The organism is Streptomyces sp. NPDC058637 (assembly GCF_042717325.1).
In the GTDB taxonomy this organism is placed as follows: domain Bacteria; phylum Actinomycetota; class Actinomycetes; order Streptomycetales; family Streptomycetaceae; genus Streptomyces.
Map to the genome: position 1 here is coordinate 55,224 of NZ_JBHXRD010000020.1, position 25,006 is coordinate 80,229.

The following is a 25,006-nucleotide window of genomic DNA, read 5'->3' on the forward strand; positions in this document are numbered from 1 at the left end:
CGGAGCTGCCGGGCGAGGGCCGGGTGGAGTTAGCCGGGGTGAGGGGGCCGGAACCTCCCCGGCGCCTCGGTCAGGAGCCCTCGCCCCGGGCCGCGTCGAGCAGGCCGGACCAGTCCGGGATCTTCACCCGGCCACGGCCCAGCGAGCGCCCCAGCTCCGCCTCGGCACGCTCGATCGACAGCCAGCCGTCCCACTCCACCGGCCGCAGACCCGACTCCCGCAGGGCGCCCAGCGCATCGGGGGCCACCTCCCCGCGTACGAGCTGTGCGGCGTCCTCGACCAGCGAGGCGACCGTCTCCTTGGCGCACGACCTGTTCGAACCGATCACTCCGGTCGGGCCACGCTTGATCCACCCGGCGACGTACTCCCCTGGGGACGTCACGCCGTCCCTGAGCACCCGGCCGGCGAGATGCGGCACGGTGCCCCGCGCTGGGTCGAAGGGCAGCCCCGGCAGCGGTGTCCCCCGGTATCCCACGGCCCGCAGGACGAGCTGCGCCTCGACGTCCTCGTACGCGCCGGTGTCCCGCACGCCTCCGGAACCGTCCGGAGCCGTCCGTGCGAACCGGACCCCGGCCACCCGGCCGCCCCGCTCCAGCAGCTCGACCGGGCGCAGGAAGAACCGCAGCCGGATGCGGCGCTCCCCGTCGTGCGCGGCGGGCGGCGGATTCCGCGACCAGTCGTGCAGCACCTCCAGATTGCGGCGGATCACGGCGGGCAGCGGCGGCGTACCGGGCCCACCGGCAGGGGCCGCGCAGGCCGGGTCGAGGGCGAGTTCCGCGCCGTCCACGACGATTCGGGCACCCGGCAGCGCACCGAGTTCGCGCAGTTCCTTGGTGGTGAACCTGGCCTGCGAAGGGCCGCGCCTGCCCACGATGTGCACCTCGCGCACCCGGCTCGCCCCGAGCGCGTCCAGCGCGGCCCGCGGCACATCGGTGGATCGCAGCTCGGCCGCGCCGCGCGCGAGGATCCGGGCGACGTCGACCGCCACGTTGCCGACCCCGACGACCACGGCCGAACCGGCCCGCAGCGCGAAGCCGTCGGCCGCCACGTCCGGATGGGCGCTGTACCAGGAGACGAACTGGGTGGCCGAGAAGCTGCCCGGCAGATCCTCCCCGGGGACGGAGAGCGGGCGGTCCACCGCGGCTCCGACGCAGTAGACGACCGCGTGGTAGAGCTCCTTCAGCCGGGCGGGTGAAAGCCCGGCCGGGCCGCCCACCTCGACGTGCCCCAGGAAGGTGATCCGGTCGTCCTCCAGCACCGCCCGGAGACTGCTCTGGAGCGACTTGATCTTCTCGTGGTCGGGCGCCACGCCGTAGCGCACCAGACCGTAGGGCGTGGGCAGCCGGTCCAGCACGTGCACCCGCACATCCGGAACCCTCGACTGCCGCAGCAGGGCCTGGGCCGTGTAGACCCCGCTGGGACCCGAACCGACGACTGCGACACGGAGCACGACGCACCTCTTCCCGCAGGGTGCCTCCAGCATGGCACCGCCGTACGGAACCGGGGAGGTGCGGCGCGGGCCCGGTTCCGGGGCGGGTCAGGACATCAGCCCGCGCATCCGGTCGATCTCGACGGTCTGCTGGGCGACGACGTCGTTGGCCATCTCCTCCACCAGCACGTTGTTCCCGTCCGCGAGGGCCTCCGTCGCCATGGTGACCGCGCCCTGGTGGTGGGTGATCATCAGCTCCAGGAACAGCGTGTCGAACGCCTTGCCCCGGGCCGCGCGCAGCTTCTCCAGCTGGGCTTCGGTCGCCATCCCTGGCATCGCGGAGTGGTCGTGCGTCTCCTCGCGCGCGCCCGCGTCGTTGTTCGTCAGCCAGCCCTCCATGGCGGCTATCTCCGGCTTCTGGCCCGCCGATATGCGCTCCGCGAGCCGCTTGACGGGGGTGGAGGACGCCCGGTCGGGGACAAGCCCGGTGAGGACCAGGGCCTGTTCGTGGTGCTCGATCATCATCCTGGTGTAGCGGAAGTCCGCGGAGTTGGGAATGTCGTTCCCGGCGGCGGCCTTCACAGCGTCCTCGGCCGACATGGTCGTGGCCGGTTCACCCGGTTTCCCGGGCGCCACCACCGTGAGGCCCTTGTCCGCCGCGTCGCTCTTCCCACCGTCGCCGCCCGGGTCGCAGGCGCTCAGGGCGAGTACGGCAGCCGCGAGCGCAGCCGTGAGAGCTGCCGCGCGGGTGCGCGTGGACCGACGGGGGATCAGCACGGCGACCTCCTGTGCCACTTGGATGTGTTGCAGACCGTCCTAACACCTTCCACCAGGCAATGATCAAAAACTTTATTACGTCTCTGTTGCCATCTGTTGGTGTGTACATGCGAGGGACGATACTGCCGGGGTCCATGAACCGTTCCTCTGCGGACGGACACAAGGGAGGACGCAGTGACCTCGTTGCACACCACCAGAGTGCGGCGCAGACGTCTGGGTGTGGCGGCAGCCGCGGCCGGGCTCATCGCCACTCTGCTGACGGCCGGACCCGCGGCCGCGACCCCCGACCCCGGTGACACCGCCGCCAACCGCAGCGGTATCTCCGTGAGTCAGCAGGCCGAGGCCGAAGCCGCCATCGAGAGCGGTGAGATACCCGGCGTGGACGAGATCGTCCACAGCGACAACATCGAGCACCTCGCCAACGTCCCCAAGGACGCGCTCGCGGGGCTCAACACGGACCTGGCCTTCCAGGGGAAGTACGCCTACGCCGGCAACTACGACGGCTTCCGGATCTTCGACGTCAGCAACCCGAAGAAGCCCAGGACCGTCGCGCAGGTCCTGTGCCCCGGCTCGCAGAACGACATCTCGGTCTCGGGAGACCTGCTCTTCCTGTCCACCGACTCCTCGCGCAGTGACAACTCCTGTGCAAGCACCACGCAGCCCGCCACGGAGAAGTCCTCCTGGGAGGGCATGAAGATCTTCGACATCAGCGACAAGCGCAACCCGAAGTACGTCGCCGCAGTCGAGACCGCGTGCGGTTCGCACACCCACACGATCCTTCCCGAACGCAAGAGCGTCTACGTGTACGTCTCCTCGTACTCGCCGAACGAGGCGTTCCCCGACTGCCGGCCGCCGCACGACGGCATCTCCGTCATCAAGGTGCCGCGCGGTGCTCCCGAGACGTCCCGGATCGTGAACTTCCCGGTGCTCTTCCCGGACGGCGGCAACCCCGGTGCGCCGACCAACCCGGGCGTCTCCAGGACGACCGGCTGCCACGACATCACGGTGCTGCCCTCGAAGGACCTGGCGGCAGGGGCGTGCATGGGCGACGGTCTGCTGTTCTCCATCAAGGACCCGGAGAACCCGAAGATCATCGACCGGGTCCAGGACAACGTGAACTTCGCGTTCTGGCACTCCGCGACCTTCAACCAGGGGGCCGACAAGGTCGTCTTCACCGATGAGCTCGGTGGCGGCGGAGCGGCCACCTGCAACGACGAGATCGGCCCGAACCGGGGTGCCGACGGCATCTACGACATCACCGGCCGGGGCGACCACCGCAAGCTCGTGTTCCGCAGCTACTTCAAGATCGACCGTCCGCAGGCCGACACCGAGGTCTGTGTCGCGCACAACGGCTCGATCATCCCGGTCGAGGGCCGCGACCTGATGGTCCAGGCCTGGTACCAGGGCGGGGTCTCCGTGTGGGACTTCACCAACTCCTCGAAGCCGAAGGAGATCGCGTTCTTCGAGCGCGGTCCGGTCTCCACGGAGGCGGTCACCACGGCCGGCCCGTGGTCGGCGTACTACTACAACGGCTACATCTACTCCAACGACATCGCCAAGGGCTTCGACGTCCTGAAGCTCGACGACCGGCGCACGGACCCGGCGAAGAAGGTGCGGCTGAAGGAGCTCAACGTGCAGACGCAGCCGGACTACTTCGACCGCTGACCCACCCGCACGTCCCGTTCCCCGCGTACGGGAAGGGTATGGGAAAGCAGTGCCCCGCCGGGTGGTTCCACCTGGCGGGGCACGCATAATTCATTGACCGGTGAGCCGCATGGGGAGATGCTGTACCCCTGATTCCGGCGACGCGGGGGATCGCCGGAATCAGGGGGGACCAGCACTTGAGCGCGGCGGACCGGAGCCGACCGTACCCGCTCGGGCAGGGGGCGAGTCCGCGCCCGCTCAGGCGGTCGGACGCACGCTCGTGCCCGCCGCGGCGGCCCACTCCACCAGCAGGCGCTGGTACTCCCGCTCGTCGTCCGGGGACAGCATCCCGCCCGAGCGCTGCCACAGGTCACGAATCGCTTCGTTGACCACGGAGGCAGGACGCGCGGAGACAGATGTGTTCGGTTGCGGGGACATGGGTACAAGGCTAGGCCCCGGTCGGGCCTTGTACCCCATCGGGAGACAGGGATATCCCTCACACCACCTCCCGGAATCCTTCACGAACCGCTTCGCGACCGCTTGGTGAACCGCTTCCCCACCGCTTTGTGAACCGCTTCACGACCCGTCGCGTGTGCCCCGCCGTGCGAGTGCCACCAGATCGAGCGCCCTGAGCCCGTCCGTGCGCTCCGTCACGGGCAGGTGGTCCACGAAACGCACCTCACAGCCCAGCGTGGCCGCGCCCCCGTCGGCGCGGCGGTCGTCACCGACCATGACGGCGTCCGAAGGGTCGAGCCCCAGCAGCGTGCAGGCGGCTTCGAACAGGCGCGGGTCCGGCTTCTGGATGCCGTGCTCGTAGGACAGGACGTATGCGTCGACCAGTTCGTCCAGGCCGTGTGCCCGGAAGACGGGCCGCAGGTCCCAGCCGATGTTGCTCACGACCCCCACCGCGATCCCGTGGTCGCGCAGCCCCCGCAGCACCTCCGCCGCGTCGGGGTACGGCTGCCAGGCTTCGGGGCTCCTGTGGCGCTCGTACAGCGCGTCGTACAGCTCCGGGTCGGGAAGGGACACCTCACGGGCCAGGCCGGTGTACGCCTCCCGGTGCTGCTCGGCGGTCCGGTCGCGGGCGGCCCACACGGAGGCGAGCCGCGGCGGGATCCGCTGGGGGTTCGGACCGCCGGGAAGCGCACCGGCGAAGGTCAGTTGCCGTACATACCGTTCGAAATCATCCTCTTCCACCACCGTGCCCCGCGAGTCGAGCACGGCGCGCAGCCAGGAACCGACGGGCTCGATACGGAAGAGGGTCCCGGAGAAGTCGAAGAGCACACCCTTGATCTGCATGGGCCGATCGTCGCCGCTCCGGGGGCCGCACTACAAGGGCGCACCCGCGCCACCGGCCGTCCGGCGCGCTGCGTACCGGGCGATCACGCCGTATCCGACCACGGCGAACGCGACCACGGCCGCACCCAGCAGCAGCCCGCCCAGCACGTCGGTCGGCCAGTGCACACCCAGGTAGACCCGCGTGACGGCCACGCCCGCCACGGAGACCACGGCCAGGGTCAGCGCGGCCCGCCACCAGGGGGGCCGCGTGTCGTACAGGCGCAGCAGCCACAGGAGGAGACCGCAGCTCACCATCGCGGTCATCGCGTGGCCCGACGGGAAGGCCGCGTAGTTCGCCGAGTCCACCGGGTCCGGCCACTGCGGACGCTCCCGGCCCACGGCGGCCTTCAGCCCCTGCTGCACGAGGGAGGAGATCGCGCTGACCAGGGCCAGCCACGCGGCGAGCAGGCGCGCACCGTGCCGCCACAGCCCGATGACGGCCACGGCGATCAGGACGCGCATCGTCCACGGGTCCCACACCCAGTCCGTCAGCACGCGGTTGACGTGGACCAGCCCGGGTTCCGTCACCGCTCTGCGGTGCAGTGCCTCGGCCACCGTGGTGTCCAGCGACATCAGGGGCGACCAGCGCACCGCGACCATGACGAGCAGGACGACGGACAGGGCCGCGCAGACGAGGCCGGCGCCCAGCAGGGAGACCCGGGTGGGTGGGGGGAGTGTGGGGGAGTGCATGGGGTGATCCTCGCGGAAGGTCCGCGCGTTTAGCTATCCCAGGGCGCTGAGCCCCGGCACGAACGCCACCAACAGCGGCACGACCGGCACCAATGCCGCTGCCGCCGTCAGCCGCAGCCGGCGGCCCGCGGTGAGGCGGTTCCCGGGGGCGAGCAGGCGTTCCACCCGGAGCGGCACCTGGGCGTCCGGGGTCGGGCAGGGTCCGAACACCCCGCGGTCCTCGTTGAGTTCGACCAGGGCGAGCGCGATGGTGAGGCGTCCGAAGCGCCGTGACGCCACGTCGTCCGCGGCCAGCTCGACCAGCCGGTGCATCTCGTCACGGAACGCCGCGAACACGGGAATCTGCGGGAATCCGGTCGCGAGCGCGCCCGAGCAGTACAGGAGCCAATCGTGGCGCGCCTGCGCGTGCCCCTGCTCATGGGCGAGCACGGCGTCCAGCTGACGGCCTTTCAGCCTGCCCAGCGCCGCGGTGGTGATGACCAGTTGGGGCGCCGCCCCGGGCAGCCACCAGGCGTCCGGGCGCTCACCCTCCAACACCACGAGGCGACCGCTGCCCGGTTCCTCGCCCGGCATCAGCGGGGAACGGACCAGCAGTTCCGTGCGCCGCTTCCTGCGGTGCACCTGGGCCCGGCGGACCTCCCGTACGAGCATGGCCGCGGTCCACAGGCCGCCGAGCGCGAGCAGCACCGCGATGACCGCCGACCACGGTCCGTACGCGCCGAGGGCGTACGCCTCCACCACCGCGTGCGGGGCGGGCGCGAAGACATGTCCGCGGACCGCCTGCCAGGCCGCTGCCGCGCTGAAGGTCATCGACAGCCCGAACGACAGGAGCACCGCCGCAACCACGCACTGCCAGACCCACAGCGCCACGACCGGCTCACGCTCCGGCCAGCGGGCCCTGGCCATCAGTCCCGGGGCCAGGACAGCGGCCAGCGCACCGAGCATCAGCAGCGTGAGGGAGACCACCATGACCCTCAGCCTATGAGTGCGGCGGTACCCACGGGTATGGCCGTGCGTCCCAAGTGACGTAGGACACGGTTTGTCGGACCCGCTGTCTCACAGGGTGAGCAGCATCGCGAACATGGCCAGGCCCATGGTCGACCTGCACGCCATCGCCAGCTCGGGCCGCGCGCCCCAGGCGATGCCCGCCCCACCGGACGCCCTGTCGCCCGAACCGCCGCCCGCGGCGACGGCGTCCACCGGTATCAGCCGTCCCGCTGTGCCCAGCACATAGAGCGCGAAGTAGGCCAGCAGCGCTCCCGTCAGCAGGGGTATGCCTCCGGCCGTCCCCGCGGCCGTGTGTGCCCCGTGGGCGCCGTGAACAACCTGCCCCGCCCCCGGCGCCATGGCCACCGCCATGTAGACCATCGCCAGCGAACCGACCAGATGGTGCAGATGGTGCCCGCCGCGCCGCGCGCCGACGAGCGCGCGCGCCGCCGCGCCCCCGAACACCACCACGTAGACCACCCACATCCCGTCCGGCAGTGTGAACAGGGCCGCGGGAACCGCCATCGCGGCCATCCCGAACCCCATCACGGCCTCCGCGCGCGCCGCACCGCGTTCCCCCGTCGGACCACTGCGCGCACGCAGCAGGCAGTACGCACCCGTGCCCCCGCACAGCAGCATCAGCAGCCAGCCGGACAACGCAGGTCCGTGCACAGCCCACCTCCCCCTACGGCGAACGACGCCGGTGTCGTCCAGACGATGCCCAGCCCGGGACGGTCCTACCGGGGCGCATTGAGGTGCGGGGGAGCGCGCCAGGGGCCTGTGAGGGGCGGACGCTGCCGGGTTAGTCTCGGACGGCACCGTCGGCAGCAGACAAACGGAGTACCTCGCATGGGCATCGCACCCTCCCCCGACCAGGCACAGCTGAGCTTCCGTGACGCGACCGAGGAGGACGTCGCGGTCCTCGTGGAGCTCGTCGAGTCCGCCTACCGCGGCGACGCGAGCCGCGCCGGATGGACCACGGAGGCGGACATCCTCCACGGCAGGCGGACGGACGCGGACGGGGTGCGCGAGGTGGTCACGGCCCCCGCCGGACGGCTCCTCGTGGCGGAGCGGGACGGCGCCCCTGTCGCCTGCTGCCAGCTCGAACACCGGGGCGACGCCGCCTACTTCGGCATGTTCGCGGTCACCCCCGGGCTGCAGGGCTCCGGCCTCGGCAAGATGATCATCGCCGAGGCGGAGCGCACCGTACGCGAGAGCTGGGGTGTGAAGGAGATGCACATGACGGTCATCTCGGTCCGCGAGGAACTGATCGCCTGGTACGAGCGCCGCGGCTACCGCCGTACTGGCACGACGACCCCCTTCCCGTACGGCGACGAGCGCTTCGGTATCCCGCAGCGCGACGACCTCGTCTTCGAACTGCTGGTCAAGGAGCTATGACCGGCGGCCCGCGGCGGGCTCAGGCGGTGAAACGGCCCGCGCGACGGATCTCCGGATAGTCGGTCGTCGCGCCGTCCAGGCCCAGCGCACGCACCAGACGCAGATGGTCCTGGGTGTTCACCACCCAGCCGATCACCTTCAGGCCTTCCGCGTGGGCCTGTTCGACCACCTCCAGGGTGAGACGGCGGATGTTCAGCGCCAGCGTCATCGCGCCCACCGCCTTCGCCCGATCCACCACGTCGCCGCCCCACCGGCTCGCGATCAGCACCGTCCGCACCCCCGGAACCAGCTGGGCGATCTCGGCGACCGCCTCGTCGTGGAACGAGGACACCTCGACCCGGCCGACGAGATCGCGCCGCAGCATCACCTCGGCCAGCGCCCGCGCCGCGGCCACGTCCTTGATCTCGGCCTGCACCGGTGAACCGACCGCGTCGAGCACCTCCTCGAAGACCGGCACGCGCTCGCCCTGCCCGGCGTCGAGCTGTCGGAGCTCCGCCAGCGTCTTCTCCGCGATCAGCCCGCTGCCGTCCGTCGTGCGGTCCACGGCGGCGTCGTGCATGACGGCGAGCGCGCCGTCCTTGCTCAGATGAAGATCCAGCTCGACGGCGTCCATACCCGCCCGCTCCGCGTGCGTGAACGAGCGCAGGGTGTTCTCGGGCTCGACACCCATGACTCCGCGATGGCCGATGGTGAGAAAAGTCAAGGCGATCCCGCTTCCGTCCGTCGTCGACACCCCGCGTGCTGTTCCTACCCCCAGGGAACCAGGTCCCGTACGGAGGACCAGGTATGTCCCGCCTGCCCGACGGAAGAAGTTGTCCGATGGATGTGTGGCAGGAAAAATGTCGGTGAAAATGAGGGGCGACAGGATAATTTTCTGGACCCCACTTGTCTGAAGGAACCGCACATGGATACGGTTGCTTGACGCGAGGTTCTCCCGTGAAGGAAGAGTTATGACGGAAATTCTTGAGCACGCCACCGCCCCCGACGCGATAGCTGCTGCCCAGCGGGTCGTCGAGCACCCGGCCTGGACCGCGCTCAAGAGTGCCGTGGAGGAGTTCCGCCCCTGGCAGTCCAAGGACGGGTCCATCGACTTCGCGGCCGAGGACGCCCCCTCGGCCGCGACGGCCGGAGCCACCATCGAGCGGGTCGCCGCAGCGGTCGAGGAGCTCTCCCCGCTCCTCCCGCACGACGCCGCTTACCACCGTGCGCTCGTCGCGGACCTCCGTCGCTGGGCCGCGGACGGCTTCGGCGTCCCGGACTTCCTCGACTCCCTGCTCGCCTTCCAGCCGGCCAAGGACCGCGCCGACGGCCTCCAGCACCTCGTCGTCTTCGCGATGTACACGCAGAACGGCAATCCGGACCGCAATCTCGAAGCGGTCGTGCTGCGGATGGTGTGGCCCGAGTGGCTCGCCGACCTCGAGGCCACGCGCTACGACAACCCGCTGTTCTGCGGCATCACCTTCGAGGACTTCACCTCGGGTTACGACACCAACTCCGCGGTGCTCTTCCCCGAGACCATCGCCGTACGCGAGGCCCCCGAGCGCTTCAGCTGGGGCGGCATCTTCTGCGACCGCGAAGCCGCCCGCTTCCGCAAGGTCACCGAGGCGTCCGTCGACCTCCTGGGGCTGGAGCTGCCCGACGACATCCGCGAGATGATCGGCGACCAGAAGCGCTGCGAGCAGGCCTTCGTCCTCTGGGACATGGTCCACGACCGCACCCACAGCCACGGTGACCTGCCGTTCGACCCCTTCATGATCAAGCAGCGCCAGCCGTTCTGGATGTACGGGCTCGAGGAACTGCGCTGCGACCTCACCGCCTTCAAGGAGGCCGTGAAGCTCGAGGCCGACGGCTTCGGCCAGGGCCGTGACGTGCAGTTCGCCGTCCTGTTCGACCGGATGTTCCGCTTCCCCGTCACCGGCGAGCGCGTGCGCAACTACGACGGGCTCGGCGGCCAGCTCCTCTTCGCCTACCTCCACAAGCACGACGTGGTCCGCTGGACCGACAACACGCTGAAGATCGACTGGGCCCGCGCCCCGCAGGTCACCAACCAGCTCTGCGGTGAGATCGAGAAGCTCTACCGCGACGGTATCGACCGCCCGAAACTGGTCCACTGGTTCGCGGCGTACGACCTGGTCGCCGAGTACCTCGCACCGCACCCCGGCTCCCGCTGGGCCAAGGGCCCGGACGCCCTGGACGTGACACAGCCGCCGCGTAAGCTCGTCGACGACGTGCTTCCGGACGAGTTTCCCCTGAGCATGTTCTATGAGGCGCTCTCCAAGAAGCTGAAGCACGTGATCGCCTCCACCAAGGGGATCACCGCGGCGGATGCCGGGCGGGCAGCCGCGTGAGCGCACGTTCTGAGGAGGCGGTGGCCATGAACGCAACAGCCATGGGCGACGGGAGCGGTGTGCTCGACGGTGCGGTGATCGCGGTGGCGGGAGCGGCGGGAGCCGCCGGCCGGGCCACCCTGCTCAGGCTCGCGGAGGCGGGTGCGACCGTGGTCGCCTCCGACGCCCACCCCGAGCGGCTCGCCGAGGCGGTCGACGCGGCGCGCTACGCGCACGGCGGGGCGACCGTCACCGGGGAGACCGTGGACCTGCTCGACCTGGAGGCGGCCAAGGACTGGGCCGCCAAGACGGAGAAGGAATTCGGCCGGGTCGACGGGCTGGTCCACCTGGTCGGGGGCTGGCGCGGCAGCGCCGGCTTCGCGGACACCAGCCTGGCGGACTGGGACTTCCTGGAGAAGCTGCTGATCCGCACCGTGCAGTCCACCTCGCTCGCCTTCCAGGACGTCCTCCAGCGCAGCGACCGCGGCCGCTACGTGCTGATCAGTGCCGCCGGAGCGAGCAGCCCCACAGCCGGTAACGCCGCCTACGCGGCGTCCAAGGCGGCGGCCGAGGCCTGGACGCTCGCCCTCGGTGACGCCTTCCGCAAGGCGGGGGGCGACGAAGGGCCGACGGCGGCTGCTGCGATCCTGGTCGTCAAGGCACTGGTGCACGACGCGATGCGCGCCGAGCGCCCGAATGCGAAGTTCGCGGGTTTCACCGACGTCAAGGAGCTGGCCGAGGCCATCGCCGGAGTCTGGGACGTGCCCGCCGGAGAAGTGAACGGAAAGCGCCTGTGGCTGACCCCGCAACCCTGAGGACCGACGCGCGGCGGCATCACGACCCGCACGTACGCGGTTTCGCCAGTGACAACTACGCGGGCGCGCACCCGGAGATCCTCGCGGCCATCGCCCTCGCCAACGGCGGCCACCAGGTCGCCTACGGCGAGGACGACTACACCGGCCATCTCCAGAGGGTCATGCACAGCCACTTCGGCCCCACCGCCGAGGCGTTCCCGGTGTTCAACGGCACCGGCGCCAACGTCGTCGCCCTCCAGGCGCTGACCGACCGGTGGGGTGCGGTGATCTGCGCCGAGTCCGCCCACATCAACGTGGACGAGGGGGGCGCGCCTGAGCGGATGGGCGGGCTGAAGCTGCTCACCGTCCCCACCCCGGACGGCAAGCTCACTCCGGAGCTCATCGACCGCCAGGCCTTCGGCTGGGACGACGAGCACCGGGCGATGCCGCAGGTCGTCTCCATCACGCAGAACACCGAGCTCGGTACCGTCTACACCCCCGACGAGATCAGGGCCATCTGCGAGCACTCGCACGAGCGGGGCATGAAGGTGCACCTGGACGGCGCCCGGATAGCCAACGCCGCCGCGTCCCTGGACGTGCCGATGCGCACGTTCACCAACGCGGTCGGCGTCGACGTCCTCAGCTTCGGCGGAACCAAGAACGGCGCGCTCTTCGGCGAGGCCGTCGTCGTCCTCGACCCGGACGCCGTCCGTGCGATGAAACACCTGCGCAAGCTGTCGATGCAGCTCGCCTCCAAGATGCGCTTCGTATCGGTCCAGCTGGAGGCCCTGCTCGCGCGCGATCTCTGGCTGCGCAACGCCCGGCACGCCAACGAGATGGCGCAGCGGCTCGCCGCCGGCGTCAGCGCGGTGGACGGCGTGGAGATCCTTCATCCGGTCCAGGCCAACGCCGTCTTCGCGCGGCTCCCGCACGCGGTGTCCGAGCGGCTGCAGAAGCGCTTCCGGTTCTACTTCTGGGACGAGAAGGCGGGTGACGTCCGTTGGATGTGCGCCTTCGACACCCGCGAGGAGGACGTCGACGCGTTCGTCCAGGCGCTCAAGGAAGAGATGGCGCACTAGTGGCATAAGTATGCGGCCGACCGGAAAGTCAGTGGCTTTCGGTCGGTCGCATCGTTACGCTCGGCGGGCATGGAGCTGATTCAGCACACCCCCGGGATCTCTGCCTACCTCGCCGCAGACGAGGTCGTCAACCATGATCACCCGCTGGTGCGCGAGACGGCCGGCCGCCTCGGTGCCGAGACGGCTGATGCATACACATACGCCGCCACCGCGTTCACGTTCGTGCGCGACACCATCCCGCACTCGGCGGACGCCGGTGATCCGCGGGTCACCTGGCGCGCCTCCGACGTGCTCGCCGCGCGTACCGGCATCTGCTATGCCAAGACGCACGCCCTGGCGGCCCTGCTGCGGGCCGCGGGGATCCCGGCCGGTCTCTGCTACCAGCGGCTCACCGATGACGAGGGTGCCGACCCGGCCGTCCACGGACTGGTGGCGGTGAGGCTCCCGGGGACGGAGCGCTGGGTGCGGCAGGATCCGCGCGGGAACAAGCCGGGCATCGACGCCCAGTTCTCGGCCGGGGCGGAGCGGCTGGCCTGGGCGCCACGGGCGCAGTTCAGCGAAGTGGACTATCCGGTACTCTATGCAGTACCGCACCCGGAGGTTCTCCGTGCGCTGCGGAGCGCCCGGGACCGCTCGGAGCTGTGGCGGAACCTGCCCACCGCGCTCTGACGCCCGCGCCGGGCGCGGTCCTTCCCCGTACCGCATCGACGTAAGGCAGACGATGACCCTGACGATCACCGTTTCCGACGAGGTCCGCAGCCTCGCCCCCGGTTTCACCCACCTCGCCGTCGAGGCGCGCGGGCTGGTGAACGGGCCGAGCGACGAAGGCAGTTCGGCCCTCCTGGACGACGCGACCCGCAGGCTCGTCGAGCGGCTCGGCGGCCGGGCGCCGCACGAGGACCCGCATGTCGCGGCCTGGCGCGAGGTGTACGCGGCGTTCGGCGCCAAGCCGTCCCGCACCCGCAATTCGGCCGAAGCCCTCGCCCGGCGCGCGCTCACCGATGCAGGGCTGCCCCGCATCAACCGGCTGGTCGACCTCTACAACGCGATCAGCGTCGCCCACCTGATCCCGGTCGGCGGCGAGGACACCGATCACATCAAGGGCGCCATGCGGCTCGTGCGTGCGACCGGCCGGGAGCCGTTCCCCACGGCCGCGGGCGGGGCGGACGTCGTGGAGAACCCGGAGCCCGGCGAGGTCGTCTGGTGCGACGACGAGGCCGTCACCTGTCGACGCTGGAACTGGCGCCAGGGCGTCCGTACCCGCCTCACCGAGGATTCGGTGAACGCGGTCTTCCTGCTGGAAGGCCTGGCCCCCAGCACACCCGGCGAGCTCGGGGCCGCGGCCACCGAACTCGCCGAGTCGCTGGAGAAGCTGAGCCCGGGAGCGCGGATCACCCTCCACGCACCGGCGTGAAGCCTCCGTCGTGCCCGGCCGTGCCCCGTCGTCAGCCGCGCTCGCGTACCTCGTCGGGCGTCGGGGCCGTGCCGCCGAGGTGGGCCGGGATCCACCAGGTGTCGCTCGCGTCCTTGGGGCGCACCGGATAGGCGCGCTGTGCCGCCTCCAGCAGCTCCTGCACGCGCTCCCGCAGTCGACGGGTGATCGCGCCCGCGTACTGGTCGGAGGGCGCGGCCATGGGCTCACCGACCCGGATGGTGACGGGGATGTGGCTGCGGCGGAAGTTGCGCGGGTAGCCCTTGGTCCACAGTCGCTGGGTGCCCCACAGCGCCATCGGAATCAGGGGAACGCCGGCTTCCTGGGCCAGCCGGGCGGCACCCGACTTGAAGCTCTTCAGCATGAAGGACTCGGAGATGGTCCCCTCGGAGAACACCCCGACGATCTCGCCGGACCGCAGCGACGCCAGCGCGTGCGCGTAGGCGTCCTCGCCCTGCTTGCGGTCGACGGGGATGTGCTTCATGCCGCGCATCAGCGGTCCGGAGACCTTGTGCCGAAAGACCGATTCCTTCGCCATGAACCGGACGAGCCGCTTCTGGGGCAGGGCGCCGAGTCCGGTGAAGATGAAGTCCAGATAGCTGATGTGGTTGCTCACCAGTACCGCGCCACCGGTCTTCGGGATGTGCTCCGAACCCTGTGTGTCGATCTTCAGGTCGAGCGCCTTGAACAGCGTGCGAGCGGCGCCGATGACCGGCCGATAGACGAGCTCTGCCATCTGGATGAAGACCTTTCTTCAGTGCCTGGGGAGGGTTCTCCCGGCGTAAGTTACGCAGCCGTAGGTATTCGGCATTGTGGCGATCGTGCCCCATGTGCGACGCCGTGGCCAGCCCCAAAGGGCCCAGGGCGCGAGATTCTCGTCACGTGAATCCTCCGGGAATGTAATGCCGCGGCCCGGTGCTGACTCTTTGCGCAGAGCTCTGAGAAGGAGGCCGCGGATGGACGGGCAGACGGCTGCCGACATGCTGGACCGAGCCCAACTCGGCGCTGAACTGGGTGATCGGGCGACTCTCGTGCAGTTCTCGAGCGCGTTCTGCCAGCCCTGCCGCGCCACCCGGCGCACGCTCGCCGAGGTGGCCGCGACGGTCGAGGGCGTCGCCCACGTGGAGATCGACGCGGAGGCGCATCTCACTCTCGTACGCAGACTCCGCATCAGCCGCACACCGACCGTCCTGGTGCTGGACGCGGCCGGCCGGATCGTCCGCAGGGCGGTGGGGCAGCCGCGTACCGCGGACGTCGTCGCCGCACTGGGACAGGCGATGTGACGGACCGTGACACATCTCCCACATACCGGGACACGCTTGACCGCACACGCCGCACATCGTCACCCTGACGTTATGCCGCCAGAACTCCTTCTCTTCGGCCGGGTCCATGTCGACCTGGTGCGCCACGCCGGTGCGCGCTGTCCGGGTGCCTGAAGAACCCACGGCCCCGTACGCCCCCTCGCAGAAGGACCTTTCCATGACGGCATCGCCCGATCTCGGCACTCCCCGGACGGCTTCGCCCGAACTTCTCCGCTCCGTCTTCCGGCAGCACGCCGCCGGGGTCGCCGTGATCACCGCGGCCGGTGAGCGGCCGGTCGGCTTCACCGCCACCTCGCTCAACTCCGTCGCGGCCGATCCGCCCCTCATCTCCTTCGGCGTGGGCACCTCGTCGTCCAGTTGGCCCGTCGTGGCCGAGGCGGAGCACGTCGGTGTGCACATACTCGGCGAGGACCAGCGGGAGCTGGCCGCCACCTTCGCGCGCAGCGGTGCCGACCGGTTCGGCCCGCCCACCGACTGGCGCAGCGGACCCGAGGGCGTACCGCTGCTCGGCGGTGTGGTTGCCTGGCTGGTGTGCCGGGTGGTGGCCCGGATCCCGGCGGGGGACCATCGCATCGTGATCGCCCAGGCGGTGCTCGGGGATCCGGCGGGCGGTGGCCGCCCACTGGTCTACCACCAGGGCCGTTTCACGGCTCTGCGAGACTGAGGGCACGCAGGCGGCACTTGAGCGGCGCGCGTTGGCTACGTCACAGTTCCAAGCGCTTGCTTATGGGGAATATGCTGGGTGTACTGACGAGTAATATCGCCCTCGGAGCACCGGTCGCCCCGACCGGATCCGCCCCATAAGGCGCCTATGCTGCGTGCAACAAGGCAGCCCAGAAATGACGATGCAGTAGGAGAGCCGGCGTGAGCTTGAGGATCGTTGTCTGTGTGAAGTACGTGCCCGACGCCACCGGCGACCGGCACTTCGCCGATGACCTGACCCTGGACCGTGACGACGTCGACGGTCTGCTGTCGGAGCTCGACGAGTACGCGGTCGAGCAGGCACTGCAGATCGCCGACGAGGCGGACGACGCGGAGATCACCGTGCTGACGGTGGGCCCCGAGGACGCCAAGGACGCGTTGCGCAAGGCGCTGTCGATGGGCGCCGACAAGGCCGTCCACGTCGAGGACGACGACCTGCACGGCACCGACGTCATCGGTACCTCGCTGGTGCTGGCCAAGGCCATCGAGAAGACCGGTTACGACCTGGTCATCTGCGGCATGGCGTCGACGGACGGCACCATGGGCGTGCTTCCGGCGCTGCTCGCGGAGCGACTCTCCGTCCCGCAGGTCACGCTGCTCTCCGAGGTCTCGGTCGAGGACGGCACCGTCAAGGGCCGCCGTGACGGCGACAGCGCGTCCGAGCAGCTCCAGGCGTCCCTCCCGGCCGTGGTCTCGGTGACCGACCAGTCGGGCGAGGCCCGTTACCCGTCCTTCAAGGGCATCATGGCGGCGAAGAAGAAGCCGGTTCAGTCGTTCGACCTGGAGGACCTGGAGATCGAGGCGGACGAGGTCGGCCTGGCGGGTTCCTGGACCGCGGTCGACTCCGCGGCCGAGCGTCCGGCCCGCACCGCGGGCACGATCGTCAAGGACGAGGGCGAGGGCGGCAAGCAGCTGGCCGAGTTCCTTGCGGGCCAGAAGTTCATCTGAGCCCCGGCTGTTCCCCCAACCGCCCCGCACTCCCTCGCACGCAGGAGATTGAAGTCCCATGGCTGAAGTTCTCGTCTATGTCGACCACGTGGACGGTGCCGTCCGCAAGCCCACCCTGGAGCTGCTGACGCTCGCCCGCCGCATCGGCGAGCCCGTCGCCGTAGCCCTCGGCAACGGGGCCGCCGACACCGCCGCCGCGCTCGCCGAGCACGGTGCCGTCAAGGTCCTGACCGCCGACGCGCCGGAGTTCAACGACTACCTCGTCGTACCGAAGGTGGACGCGCTCCAGGCCGCGTACGACGCGGTGTCCCCGGCCGCCGTGCTGCTGCCCTCCTCCGCCGAGGCGAAGGAGATCGCGGCCCGCCTCGCGGTCCGCATCGGTTCCGGCATCATCACCGACGCCGTCGACCTGGAGGCCGGTGACCAGGGCCCGGTCGCCACGCAGTCCGCGTTCGCCGCCTCGTTCACCACCAAGTCCCGTGTCTCCAAGGGCACTCCGGTCATCACGGTCAAGCCGAACTCGGTCGCCGTCGAGGCCGCTCCGGCCGCCGGCGCCGTCGAGGCCCTCGCGGTGTCCTTCTCCGCGACGGCCACCGGCACCAAGGTCATCTCCCGCACCCCGCGTGAGTCGACCGGCCGCCCGGAGCTGACCGAGGCCGCGATCGTCGTCTCCGGCGGCCGTGGCGTCAACGGTGCGGAGAACTTCGGAATCATCGAGGCCCTCGCCGACTCGCTCGGTGCCGCCGTCGGCGCCTCCCGCGCCGCCGTCGACGCCGGCTGGTACCCGCACACCAGCCAGGTCGGCCAGACCGGCAAGTCGGTCTCCCCGCAGCTGTACATCGCCTCGGGCATCTCCGGCGCGATCCAGCACCGGGCCGGCATGCAGACCTCGAAGACGATCGTCGCGATCAACAAGGACGCCGAGGCCCCGATCTTCGACCTCGTCGACTACGGCGTCGTCGGCGACCTCTTCGACGTCGTCCCGCAGCTGACCGACGAGGTCAAGACCCGCAAGGGCTGATCCGGCGGAAGCCGTACCCGTACGACGGCCCGGGGCCGCGTGGTGTTCTCGCCGCGCGGCCCCGGGCCGTTTCCGATCACCATTGACGCAGGCATTGGCGACTTATAACTTCACTATGCGGATGAATGATTCCGGGAAGCGGAAACGCTGTCAGATGGAGGGTGCGGTCATGGGTCAGCAGGAGAAGGTGGCGACGAGCCTCGCCGGCGCGGTCGGCGCGGAGATCGGTGCCTCCCTCGCGGAGGTGGACGCGGAACTCGTCCGCCGCTACCCGGGAGACCCCGGTACGCGCCAGCCCGTCCACACCGTCTACGTCCCCGCCGACGCCTTCACCGCCACGACGATCCGTTCCTGGGGCGACCGGGCCCTGGCGTCCCTCGACGAGCACGCCCCCGACGCCAACGCCCTCGCCGGGGTCCTGGGCATCCCCCAGGAGCTCGCGGAGCCCGTCCACGACCGCGTACGGGCCAAGCTGCAGAGCGAGCCCGTCGAAGACCTGCGCATCGACTTCGAGGACGGCTACGGGCCGCGCCCGGACGCCGAGGAGGACGAGGCGGCGGCCCGCGCCGCCCGGCTGGTGGCCGCCGCGTACGGCGACGGCACCGCGGCCCCTTACATGGGCATCCGTATGAAGTGCATGGAAGCGGCCGTACGCGACCGTGGCATCCGCACCACGGACATCTTCCTCACCGGTCTGATGCGGGCGGGCGGCCTCCCCGACGGTTTCGTCCTCACACTGCCGAAGGTGACGTACCCCGAGCAGGTCGCGGCCTTCGTCCGCCTGCTGGAGGCCTTCGAGGAGGCCCATGGCCTGCCGGCCGGGCGCCTCGGCCTCGAGATCCAGATCGAGACCAGCCAGTCCATCCTCGCCGCCGACGGCACCGCGGCCGTGGCCCGCATGATCGACGCCGCGCGCGGCCGGGCGACCGGCCTGCACTACGGGACCTTCGACTACAGCGCCTGCGTCGGCGTCAGCCCCGCCTACCAGGCCAGTGACCACCCCGCCGCCGACCATGCCAAGGCCGTCATGCAGGTCGCCGCCGCGGGCACCGGCGTCCGCGTCTGCGACGGCTCCACCAACGTGCTGCCCGTCGGCCCCACCGCGCAGGTCCACGACGCCTGGCGCCTCCACCACGGTCTCACCCGCAGGGCCCTGGCCCGCGCCTACTACCAGGGCTGGGACATGCACCCCGGGCACCTGCCCACCCGCTACGCGGCCGTCTACACCTTCTACCGCGAGGGCCTGGGACAGGCCGCGTCCCGGCTCGCCGCGTACGTCGCCAAGGCCGGCGGTGACGTCATGGACGAGCCCGCCACCGCGAAGGCCCTCAGCGGCTACCTGCTGCGGGGCATCGACTGCGGTGCCCTGGACACCACGGAGGTGGCCGCGCTCACCGGCCTCACCCGCGCCGACCTGGACACCTTCGCCTCACCCCGCCGCGGCGGGCTGACCGTGACCGCTCCGTAGCGGCTCAGGCGGGCGGGAGCTCGCCCGAGCCGCGCGGGATGAGCCGCGTCGGCAGCTCGACCCTGGCCGGGGCGTGGTCGGCACCGTCCAGACGGCGGAAGAGGTGCTCCGCGGCGGTACGGCCGACCGCCGCGGCGTCCTGGGAGATCACGGTGATGCCCAGCAGGTCGGCCAGCTCGATGTCGTCGAAGCCGACGAGCGCGATCCTGCGGTCGCACTCCGCGAGGACCCGGACAACCGTGACCGTCACACGGTTGTTGCCCGCGAAGAGCGCGGTGACCGGCGCGGGGCCCGCGAGCATGGTCTCGGCGGCGGCCCTGACCCGGGCCGGATCGGTCGGGCCGAGGGAGACCCAGGAGTCCTCGACGGTGATCCCGGCATCGGTCAGGGCGGCGTGGTAGCCGCGCAGTCGCTCCTTAGCCGTGTGGATGCGGGGCTGGTCACCGATGAAGCCGATCCTGCGGTGGCCGTGCGCGATCAGATGGGCCACACCCTCGCGCGTGCCGCCGAAGCTGTCCGACAGGACCATGTCGGCATCCACCCGGCCGGCCGGCCGGTCGACGAACACGGTGGCGATCCCGGCCTTTATCTCGGGCTCCAGATAGCGGTGGTCGTCACCCGCCGGGATCACGATGAGGCCGTCCACGCGGCGGGCGCACAGCGCGAGGACGAGCTCCTGCTCACGGTCCGGGTCCTCGGCGCTGGAACCGTTGATGAGCAGGGCGCCGTGGGCGCGGGCCACCTCCTCGACGGCGCGGCTCAGCGGGCCGTAGAAGGGGTCCGCGAGGTCTTCGAGCACGAGACCGATCGAGGCGGTGCGGCCCTTGCGCAGGACGCGCGCGCTGTCGTTGCGGCGGAATCCGAGGGCCTCGATCGCCTCCTGGACGCGGCGCTCGGTGTCGGGGGTGACGCCGGGTTCGCTGTTCACCACCCGGGAGACCGTCTTGAGTCCCACTCCGGCACGGGCTGCCACATCCTTCATGGTCGGCCTGTTGCCGTAGCGGGACTCGGGATGACGGGCGGTCTCGGCCACGGTGCGCTGTCCTGTCGTCGGGTGCGGGGCGTTCCTGCCGTCCCTGAGTGGTGCAGGGAGGGACCGGAGGCTGTGGCGTCGAGCATAGGCCCTGGACAACGTTGTCAACAGAATAGAGACTGTGACCACCACCGACTGAACTCGCAGGTCCCGCCCCGCACCCCTCCGGAGAGTCCACACCGATGCATACCGACCTCGTCGCCGCGCTCGACATCGGCGGCACCAAGATCGCCGGCGCGCTGGTGGACGGCGGCGGATCCCTGCTGGTGCGGGCCCAGCGGCCGACCCCCGCACGTGAGGACGCCGAAACGGTGATGGGGGCGGTCGACGCCGTCCTGGACGAGCTCAGGGCTTCGCCGCTGTGGCACAGGGCGCGCGCGGTCGGCATCGGCAGCGCGGGCCCCGTGGACGCGTCAGCGGGTACGGTCAGTCCGGTCAACGTGCCGGGCTGGCGGTGCTTCCCGCTGGTCGAGCGGGTCGGCGCGGCGGCGGGCGGACTGCCGGTCGCGCTGGTCGGCGACGGTGTCGCGATGACGGCGGCCGAGCACTGGCTCGGCGCCGCCCGCGGTTACGACAACGCTCTTTGCCTGGTCGTCTCCACGGGTGTCGGCGGGGGCCTCGTGCTGGGCGGGAAGCTGCACCGGGGGCCGACCGGAAACGCGGGCCACATCGGCCACATCAGCGTCGACCTCGACGGCGACCTTTGCCCGTGCGGGGCGCGTGGCTGCGTCGAGCGCCTGGCCAGCGGGCCGAACATCGCGCGGCGCGCCCTGGAGAACGGATGGCTGCCCGGCCCGGACGGCGACACCACCGCAGCCGCGGTGGCCGCCGCCGCGCGGGCCGGCGACCCGGCCGCGGTCGCCTCGTACGAGCGGGCCGCCCAGGCGCTCGCCGCCGGTATCGCCGCGACCGCCACACTGACCGAGATCGACATCGCGGTGATCGGCGGGGGAGTGGCCGGGGCGGGCGAGGTGCTCTTCGGGCCGCTGCGCAGGTACCTGCGCGACTACGCCACGCTCTCCTTCGTCCAGGGCATCGCGGTGACGCCGGCCGTGATGGGGACCGACGCGGGCCTGGTGGGCGCCGCCGCCGCCGCGTCGGCGGTCCGTCACGCCGAGGCGGACGTACGGGCCGTGGCGGCCCCGTAGCGGACCGGGTGGGGCCGCACGGAGGCCTCGCGGCGGACCGGCGGCCGCACGGGCGGTCCCGGTCTTCCGGCGGACCGTCCGGGTCCTCAGCGGTCCCCGTCCGCGGGCTGCCGCGGCACGACCACGAGGAACGCGTCCTGGTCCATGTCCATCACCACCTCGGCGGGCATGCCCTCGCCGCGGCGGGCCGCCGCGAACTCCTCGGCGGGCCTGCTGCCCCGCGGTCCGCCCGCGGGGAACCGCTCGATCACCGTACGGCGCACCGCGCGTACCCCCGTTCGTCCTGTGCTGCCTGCGTCGTTCCTGGGCTGCGCGTGCTGCGCGTGCCGTGGTTTTTGTGCTGCGCGTGCTGTGGTTCCTGCGCTGTCCGCTCCAACGACAGCCGGCGTCCCCCGTTACGGCCGCGCCCCCGGCCGGGCTCGTACAGTGGGACGCCCCCCGCGCCCCCCGCGCCCCCCGCGCCCCCCGCGCCCCCCGCGCCCCCGGCGGTCGCCTCGCCGTAACAAGCGTCGCCCCGGCGGGGTTTCCGCAGCAGGGTGTTGCGGGCAAGCCACAGGGGGCTACGGAAGAGGGGGACCCGTGATCGTCTGGATCAACGGTGCGTTCGGTGCGGGCAAGACCAGTGCTGCGTGCGAACTGATCGACCTGATCCCGAACAGCACCTTCTACGACCCCGAACTGATCGGCGGGGGACTGCGCCACCTGCTGCCCCAGAAGAAGCTCGCCGAAGTGACCGACTTCCAGGACCTGCCGATCTGGCGGCGTCTGGTGGTCGATACGGCGGCCGCGCTGCTCGCAGAGCTTCCCGGAGTGCTCGTGGTGCCGATGACACTGCTGAGGCAGGAGTACCGCGACGAGATCTTCGGCGGACTCGCCTCCCGGCGCATTCCGGTGTGCCATGTACTGCTCTCACCTGAGGAAACGATCCTGCGGAGGCGGATAGCCGACCGTGAGGAATACGCCGGCCGTCCCGGGCACAACGAGCGCTCCGGGCAGTGGGTGTACGAACACATCGAGCCCTACCTGGCCGCCCTGGAGTGGATCACCGCGGACGCCCTCACGATCGACACCAGCGCCCTCACCCCGCGCGAGACGGCCGAGCGGATCGCCGAGGCCGTACGCACGGGAGAGGCCAGGGAGTGCGGGATAGTCCAGACCCCGCAACCGCGCGCGGAGACCGTCGCGTCCGGTGTCCTGCTCTTCGACGAGCAGGACCGGGTCCTGCTCGTCGACCCGACCTACAAACCCGGCTGGGAGTTCCCCGGCGGGGTCGTGGAGCCGGGAGAGGCACCGGCCGAGGCCGGGATCCGGGAGGTCGCCGAGGAGCTGGGGCTCCGCCTCCGCACGGTCCCGAAACTCCTCGTGGTCGACTGGGAGGCGCCGGAGCCGCCCGCGTACGGGGGCCTGCGCTTCCTGTTCGACGGCGGACTCCTGCCCCGAGAGGACGCCGCACAGCTGCTGCTTCCCGGTGCGGAGCTGCGCGGCTGGCGGTTCGTCACCGAGGAGGAGGCGGCCGCCATGCTGCCGCCCACCCGCCTCGAACGGCTTCGCTGGGCCCTGCGCGCCCGCGAACGGGCCACCGTCCTGAACCTGGAGGCCGGGGTGCCGGTGGGCTGAGGGGACGGTCTGCAGGTCAGCGGCCCGCCGCGGTCACCGGCGGCGTGCCTCAGCCCCCGATGACCGGCGTGCCCGTGTTCCCGGTGAACGGACCGCTGTGACCGAATCGGGCGGGTGACCAGGGCGCCCGAGCACCGATACGTCGTGAAGGCCCGCGCCCAGTCCGAGTTGAAGGTGTCCGGCGCCACCTGGACCGAAGTGCGGCCGAGGAGCGGCGCCGGCGAGATCCGTGTCGCGAACGTACGCACGAGCAGGCGGACGTCGCCCGGAGATCAGCCCCGGGCGACATCCGCCCGGCACCCGGCGGCGCGGCAGTGGGCCTCAGACCTTCTTGGACTCCGCGTAGTTCCGCAGGAACAGCGCCTCGGTGACGGAGAGGCGCTCCAGCTCCTCGGGGGACACACTCTCGTTCACCGCGTGGATCTGCGCCTCGGGCTCGCTCAGACCGATCAGCAGGATCTCCGCCTCCGGGTACAGCCCGGCCAAGGTGTTGCAGAGCGGGATCGAGCCGCCCATGCCGGAGGACTGCATCTCCTCGCCCGGATAGGCGACCCGCATGGCCTCGGCCATCGACGTGTACGCGGGGCTGGTGATGTCGGCGCGGAACGGCTGGCCCTGGCCGACCTGTTCGACCGACACCCGGGCGCCCCACGGGGCGTGCGACCGGAGATGGGCGGTCAGCAGCTTCGTCGCCTCGGCGGCGTCCTGGCCCGGCGGTACCCGGAGGCTGATCTGCGCCCGCGCGCTCGCCTGCAGCGACGGAGTGGCACCGACCACCGGCGGGCAGTCGATCCCGATGACGGTCACCGCGGGCCGCGCCCAGATGCGGTCGGCCACGGACCCGCTACCGATCAGCTCCACACCGTCCAGCACCTTGGCGTCCTTGCGGAACTCGCCCTCCGGGTACTGCAGTCCGTCCCACTCGGTGTCCGTCGTGAGCCCGTCGACCGTCGTCGTGCCGTCCTCGGCCCGCAGCGACGCCAGCAGCTGGATCATCGCGGCCAGCGCGTCCGGGGCCGCGCCGCCGAACTGCCCGGAGTGCAGGTTTCCTTCGAGGGTGTCCAACCGCACCCGCAGCATCGTCATGCCCCGCAGCGTCGCGGTGACGGTGGGCAGGCCGACCCGGAAGTTACCGGTGTCGCCGATGACGACCGTGTCGGCCGCGAGCAGCTCCGGGTGCGCCTCGGCGTACTGTTCCAGGCCGCCCGTCCCCTGCTCCTCGGAGCCCTCCGCGATCACCTTGACGGAGACCGGGACGCCGCCGTTCGCCTTGAGAGCACGCAGCGCCAGCAGGTGCATGATGAAGCCGCCCTTGCAGTCCGCCGCGCCCCGGCCGAACCAGCGGCCGTCGCGCTCGGTCAGCTCGAACGGCGGGGAGAGCCAGGCGGACTCGTCCAGCGGCGGCTGCACGTCGTAGTGCGCGTAGAGCAGTACGGTCGGCGCACCGGCCGGGCCGGGCAGGAAGCCGTACACCGACCGGGTTCCGTCGGGGGTGTCGAGCAGGGCGACGTCCTGGAAGTCCTCGGCGCGCAGCGCGTCGGCGACCCAGTCGGCCGCCGCCTCGCACTCGCTCTTCGGGAACTGCGCGGGGTCCGCCACCGACCGGAAGGCCACCAACTCGGTCAGCTCCGCCTTCGCGCGGGGCATCAGCGAGGCAATGGTCTCGGAAATCGGACGGGCGGTCATGGGCACGCTCCTCGTGGGTGCGACGTTAGGACTATGGCGCGGTGTGTACGCGACCGTCGGCGACGCCGTGCACGCGGCGTCGCATGTATGACGAAAACATGGCTGATCCTCCCACAGCGGGGCTCGGCCGCAACGCGCCGTAGGATGCCGTGAGCAACTGGGGCCA

General features: G+C 71.1%; 26 protein-coding genes. 14 read left to right on the top strand and 12 right to left on the bottom strand.

The features are described from left to right. Positions 1-70: 70 nt before the first annotated feature. Complete coding sequence (locus ACFWVP_RS21115; protein ID WP_384498686.1) at positions 71-1,450, bottom strand: FAD-dependent oxidoreductase; 1,380 nt, start codon at positions 1,448-1,450, stop codon at positions 71-73. A gap of 87 nt (positions 1,451-1,537) precedes the next feature. Next, positions 1,538-2,206: a DUF305 domain-containing protein gene (locus tag ACFWVP_RS21120; RefSeq protein WP_384498687.1), complete on the bottom strand. Its 669-nt coding sequence runs from the start codon at positions 2,204-2,206 to the stop codon at positions 1,538-1,540. Between the two features lie 174 nt (positions 2,207-2,380). Here ACFWVP_RS21120 and ACFWVP_RS21125 point away from each other — a divergent pair, with 174 nt between their 5' ends. Beyond that, positions 2,381-3,871: an LVIVD repeat-containing protein gene (locus ACFWVP_RS21125; protein WP_384498689.1), complete on the top strand. Its 1,491-nt coding sequence runs from the start codon at positions 2,381-2,383 to the stop codon at positions 3,869-3,871. Between the two features lie 237 nt (positions 3,872-4,108). On the opposite strand, the gene ACFWVP_RS21130 is transcribed toward ACFWVP_RS21125, so the two are convergent. From ACFWVP_RS21130 to ACFWVP_RS21150, 5 genes are all read right to left on the bottom strand, one after another. Further along, positions 4,109-4,288, bottom strand: a complete 180-nt coding sequence (locus ACFWVP_RS21130) for a hypothetical protein (protein ID WP_384498690.1) — start codon at positions 4,286-4,288, stop codon at positions 4,109-4,111. 138 nt (positions 4,289-4,426) lie between these two features. Further along, positions 4,427-5,149 (bottom strand): HAD family hydrolase, encoded by a 723-nt coding sequence (locus ACFWVP_RS21135; RefSeq protein WP_384498691.1) that lies wholly within the window; start codon positions 5,147-5,149, stop codon positions 4,427-4,429. Between the two features lie 30 nt (positions 5,150-5,179). Continuing rightward, entirely contained in the window at positions 5,180-5,878 is a 699-nt protein-coding gene (locus ACFWVP_RS21140) for a phosphatase PAP2 family protein (protein ID WP_384498692.1), read from the bottom strand. A 33-nt stretch (positions 5,879-5,911) separates the two neighbouring features. Continuing rightward, on the bottom strand, positions 5,912-6,847 hold the full coding sequence (locus ACFWVP_RS21145; RefSeq protein WP_384498694.1) for a M56 family metallopeptidase: 936 nt from the start codon (positions 6,845-6,847) through the stop codon (positions 5,912-5,914). Between the two features lie 87 nt (positions 6,848-6,934). Continuing rightward, positions 6,935-7,537: a DUF5134 domain-containing protein gene (locus tag ACFWVP_RS21150; RefSeq protein ID WP_384498695.1), complete on the bottom strand. Its 603-nt coding sequence runs from the start codon at positions 7,535-7,537 to the stop codon at positions 6,935-6,937. Positions 7,538-7,714: 177 nt separating this feature from the next. Between ACFWVP_RS21150 and ACFWVP_RS21155 the strand changes: the two genes are divergently transcribed. Then, entirely contained in the window at positions 7,715-8,263 is a 549-nt protein-coding gene (locus ACFWVP_RS21155) for a GNAT family N-acetyltransferase (RefSeq protein WP_384498696.1), read from the top strand. Between the two features lie 19 nt (positions 8,264-8,282). On the opposite strand, the gene ACFWVP_RS21160 is transcribed toward ACFWVP_RS21155, so the two are convergent. Continuing rightward, positions 8,283-8,966 carry a glycerophosphodiester phosphodiesterase gene (locus ACFWVP_RS21160; protein WP_384498697.1) on the bottom strand — a complete coding sequence of 228 codons (684 nt, stop codon included), beginning with the start codon at positions 8,964-8,966 and terminating at the stop codon, positions 8,283-8,285. A 247-nt stretch (positions 8,967-9,213) separates the two neighbouring features. Here ACFWVP_RS21160 and ACFWVP_RS21165 point away from each other — a divergent pair, with 247 nt between their 5' ends. The 5 genes from ACFWVP_RS21165 to ACFWVP_RS21185 all read left to right on the top strand — a co-directional run bounded on the left by ACFWVP_RS21165 (position 9,214) and on the right by ACFWVP_RS21185 (position 13,877). After that, positions 9,214-10,611 carry a DUF6421 family protein gene (locus ACFWVP_RS21165; RefSeq protein ID WP_384498699.1) on the top strand — a complete coding sequence of 466 codons (1,398 nt, stop codon included), beginning with the start codon at positions 9,214-9,216 and terminating at the stop codon, positions 10,609-10,611. A 26-nt stretch (positions 10,612-10,637) separates the two neighbouring features. Then, on the top strand, positions 10,638-11,405 hold the full coding sequence (locus ACFWVP_RS21170) for an SDR family NAD(P)-dependent oxidoreductase (protein ID WP_384498700.1): 768 nt from the start codon (positions 10,638-10,640) through the stop codon (positions 11,403-11,405). Next, positions 11,402-12,463 carry a threonine aldolase family protein gene (locus ACFWVP_RS21175; protein ID WP_384498833.1) on the top strand — a complete coding sequence of 354 codons (1,062 nt, stop codon included), beginning with the start codon at positions 11,402-11,404 and terminating at the stop codon, positions 12,461-12,463. The genes ACFWVP_RS21170 and ACFWVP_RS21175 overlap by 4 nt, the downstream gene beginning before the upstream one ends. Positions 12,464-12,532: 69 nt before the next feature. Next, positions 12,533-13,132: a transglutaminase domain-containing protein gene (locus ACFWVP_RS21180; protein ID WP_384498701.1), complete on the top strand. Its 600-nt coding sequence runs from the start codon at positions 12,533-12,535 to the stop codon at positions 13,130-13,132. A gap of 52 nt (positions 13,133-13,184) precedes the next feature. Beyond that, positions 13,185-13,877 (top strand): B3/4 domain-containing protein, encoded by a 693-nt coding sequence (locus ACFWVP_RS21185; protein WP_384498703.1) that lies wholly within the window; start codon positions 13,185-13,187, stop codon positions 13,875-13,877. Between the two features lie 31 nt (positions 13,878-13,908). Here ACFWVP_RS21185 and ACFWVP_RS21190 read toward each other — a convergent pair whose 3' ends face one another. After that, positions 13,909-14,631: a lysophospholipid acyltransferase family protein gene (locus ACFWVP_RS21190; RefSeq protein ID WP_384498705.1), complete on the bottom strand. Its 723-nt coding sequence runs from the start codon at positions 14,629-14,631 to the stop codon at positions 13,909-13,911. 220 nt (positions 14,632-14,851) lie between these two features. On the opposite strand from ACFWVP_RS21190, the gene ACFWVP_RS21195 reads away from it, so the two are divergent. The 5 genes from ACFWVP_RS21195 to ACFWVP_RS21215 all read left to right on the top strand — a co-directional run bounded on the left by ACFWVP_RS21195 (position 14,852) and on the right by ACFWVP_RS21215 (position 19,356). Then, positions 14,852-15,178, top strand: coding sequence for a TlpA family protein disulfide reductase (locus ACFWVP_RS21195; protein ID WP_384498706.1), 327 nt, complete (start codon positions 14,852-14,854; stop codon positions 15,176-15,178). Positions 15,179-15,374: 196 nt separating this feature from the next. Next, the gene (locus ACFWVP_RS21200; RefSeq protein ID WP_384498708.1) at positions 15,375-15,881 is read left to right on the top strand and encodes a flavin reductase family protein; all 507 of its coding nucleotides are present in this window, start codon (positions 15,375-15,377) and stop codon (positions 15,879-15,881) included. 200 nt (positions 15,882-16,081) lie between these two features. Further along, positions 16,082-16,867, top strand: coding sequence for an electron transfer flavoprotein subunit beta/FixA family protein (locus tag ACFWVP_RS21205; protein ID WP_384498710.1), 786 nt, complete (start codon positions 16,082-16,084; stop codon positions 16,865-16,867). Positions 16,868-16,925: 58 nt separating this feature from the next. Next, a complete protein-coding gene (locus ACFWVP_RS21210; protein WP_384498712.1) occupies positions 16,926-17,888 on the top strand; it encodes an electron transfer flavoprotein subunit alpha/FixB family protein in 963 nt (320 codons plus the stop codon). A 169-nt stretch (positions 17,889-18,057) separates the two neighbouring features. Continuing rightward, positions 18,058-19,356 (top strand): DUF6986 family protein, encoded by a 1,299-nt coding sequence (locus ACFWVP_RS21215; protein WP_384498713.1) that lies wholly within the window; start codon positions 18,058-18,060, stop codon positions 19,354-19,356. A gap of 4 nt (positions 19,357-19,360) precedes the next feature. Here the strand turns inward: ACFWVP_RS21215 and ACFWVP_RS21220 are convergent, their stop codons facing one another. Beyond that, positions 19,361-20,389 (bottom strand): LacI family DNA-binding transcriptional regulator, encoded by a 1,029-nt coding sequence (locus ACFWVP_RS21220; RefSeq protein WP_384498715.1) that lies wholly within the window; start codon positions 20,387-20,389, stop codon positions 19,361-19,363. 182 nt (positions 20,390-20,571) lie between these two features. Here ACFWVP_RS21220 and ACFWVP_RS21225 point away from each other — a divergent pair, with 182 nt between their 5' ends. Beyond that, positions 20,572-21,537: an ROK family protein gene (locus ACFWVP_RS21225; protein ID WP_384498717.1), complete on the top strand. Its 966-nt coding sequence runs from the start codon at positions 20,572-20,574 to the stop codon at positions 21,535-21,537. Between the two features lie 86 nt (positions 21,538-21,623). On the opposite strand, the gene ACFWVP_RS21230 is transcribed toward ACFWVP_RS21225, so the two are convergent. Beyond that, the gene (locus tag ACFWVP_RS21230; protein ID WP_384498718.1) at positions 21,624-21,800 is read right to left on the bottom strand and encodes a hypothetical protein; all 177 of its coding nucleotides are present in this window, start codon (positions 21,798-21,800) and stop codon (positions 21,624-21,626) included. A 316-nt stretch (positions 21,801-22,116) separates the two neighbouring features. Here ACFWVP_RS21230 and ACFWVP_RS21235 point away from each other — a divergent pair, with 316 nt between their 5' ends. Next, positions 22,117-23,154: an NUDIX domain-containing protein gene (locus ACFWVP_RS21235; protein WP_384498720.1), complete on the top strand. Its 1,038-nt coding sequence runs from the start codon at positions 22,117-22,119 to the stop codon at positions 23,152-23,154. A gap of 321 nt (positions 23,155-23,475) precedes the next feature. Here the strand turns inward: ACFWVP_RS21235 and ACFWVP_RS21240 are convergent, their stop codons facing one another. After that, entirely contained in the window at positions 23,476-24,840 is a 1,365-nt protein-coding gene (locus tag ACFWVP_RS21240; RefSeq protein ID WP_384498721.1) for a dipeptidase, read from the bottom strand. Positions 24,841-25,006 lie beyond the last annotated feature (166 nt).

What these genes read in the sequence shown, in the direction of transcription:
- ACFWVP_RS21130 (WP_384498690.1), bottom strand. Translation starts at nt 4,288, where the DNA reads ATGTCCCCGCAACCGAACACATCTGTCTCCGCGCGTCCTGCCTCCGTG.
- ACFWVP_RS21135 (WP_384498691.1), bottom strand. Translation starts at nt 5,149, where the DNA reads ATGCAGATCAAGGGTGTGCTCTTCGACTTCTCCGGGACCCTCTTCCGT.
- ACFWVP_RS21140 (WP_384498692.1), bottom strand. Translation starts at nt 5,878, where the DNA reads ATGCACTCCCCCACACTCCCCCCACCCACCCGGGTCTCCCTGCTGGGC.
- ACFWVP_RS21145 (WP_384498694.1), bottom strand. Translation starts at nt 6,847, where the DNA reads ATGGTGGTCTCCCTCACGCTGCTGATGCTCGGTGCGCTGGCCGCTGTC.
- ACFWVP_RS21155 (WP_384498696.1), top strand. Translation starts at nt 7,715, where the DNA reads ATGGGCATCGCACCCTCCCCCGACCAGGCACAGCTGAGCTTCCGTGAC.
- ACFWVP_RS21165 (WP_384498699.1), top strand. Translation starts at nt 9,214, where the DNA reads ATGACGGAAATTCTTGAGCACGCCACCGCCCCCGACGCGATAGCTGCT.
- ACFWVP_RS21170 (WP_384498700.1), top strand. Translation starts at nt 10,638, where the DNA reads ATGAACGCAACAGCCATGGGCGACGGGAGCGGTGTGCTCGACGGTGCG.
- ACFWVP_RS21180 (WP_384498701.1), top strand. Translation starts at nt 12,533, where the DNA reads ATGGAGCTGATTCAGCACACCCCCGGGATCTCTGCCTACCTCGCCGCA.
- ACFWVP_RS21185 (WP_384498703.1), top strand. Translation starts at nt 13,185, where the DNA reads ATGACCCTGACGATCACCGTTTCCGACGAGGTCCGCAGCCTCGCCCCC.
- ACFWVP_RS21190 (WP_384498705.1), bottom strand. Translation starts at nt 14,631, where the DNA reads ATGGCAGAGCTCGTCTATCGGCCGGTCATCGGCGCCGCTCGCACGCTG.
- ACFWVP_RS21195 (WP_384498706.1), top strand. Translation starts at nt 14,852, where the DNA reads ATGGACGGGCAGACGGCTGCCGACATGCTGGACCGAGCCCAACTCGGC.
- ACFWVP_RS21200 (WP_384498708.1), top strand. Translation starts at nt 15,375, where the DNA reads ATGACGGCATCGCCCGATCTCGGCACTCCCCGGACGGCTTCGCCCGAA.
- ACFWVP_RS21210 (WP_384498712.1), top strand. Translation starts at nt 16,926, where the DNA reads ATGGCTGAAGTTCTCGTCTATGTCGACCACGTGGACGGTGCCGTCCGC.
- ACFWVP_RS21215 (WP_384498713.1), top strand. Translation starts at nt 18,058, where the DNA reads ATGGGTCAGCAGGAGAAGGTGGCGACGAGCCTCGCCGGCGCGGTCGGC.
- ACFWVP_RS21225 (WP_384498717.1), top strand. Translation starts at nt 20,572, where the DNA reads ATGCATACCGACCTCGTCGCCGCGCTCGACATCGGCGGCACCAAGATC.
- ACFWVP_RS21240 (WP_384498721.1), bottom strand. Translation starts at nt 24,840, where the DNA reads ATGACCGCCCGTCCGATTTCCGAGACCATTGCCTCGCTGATGCCCCGC.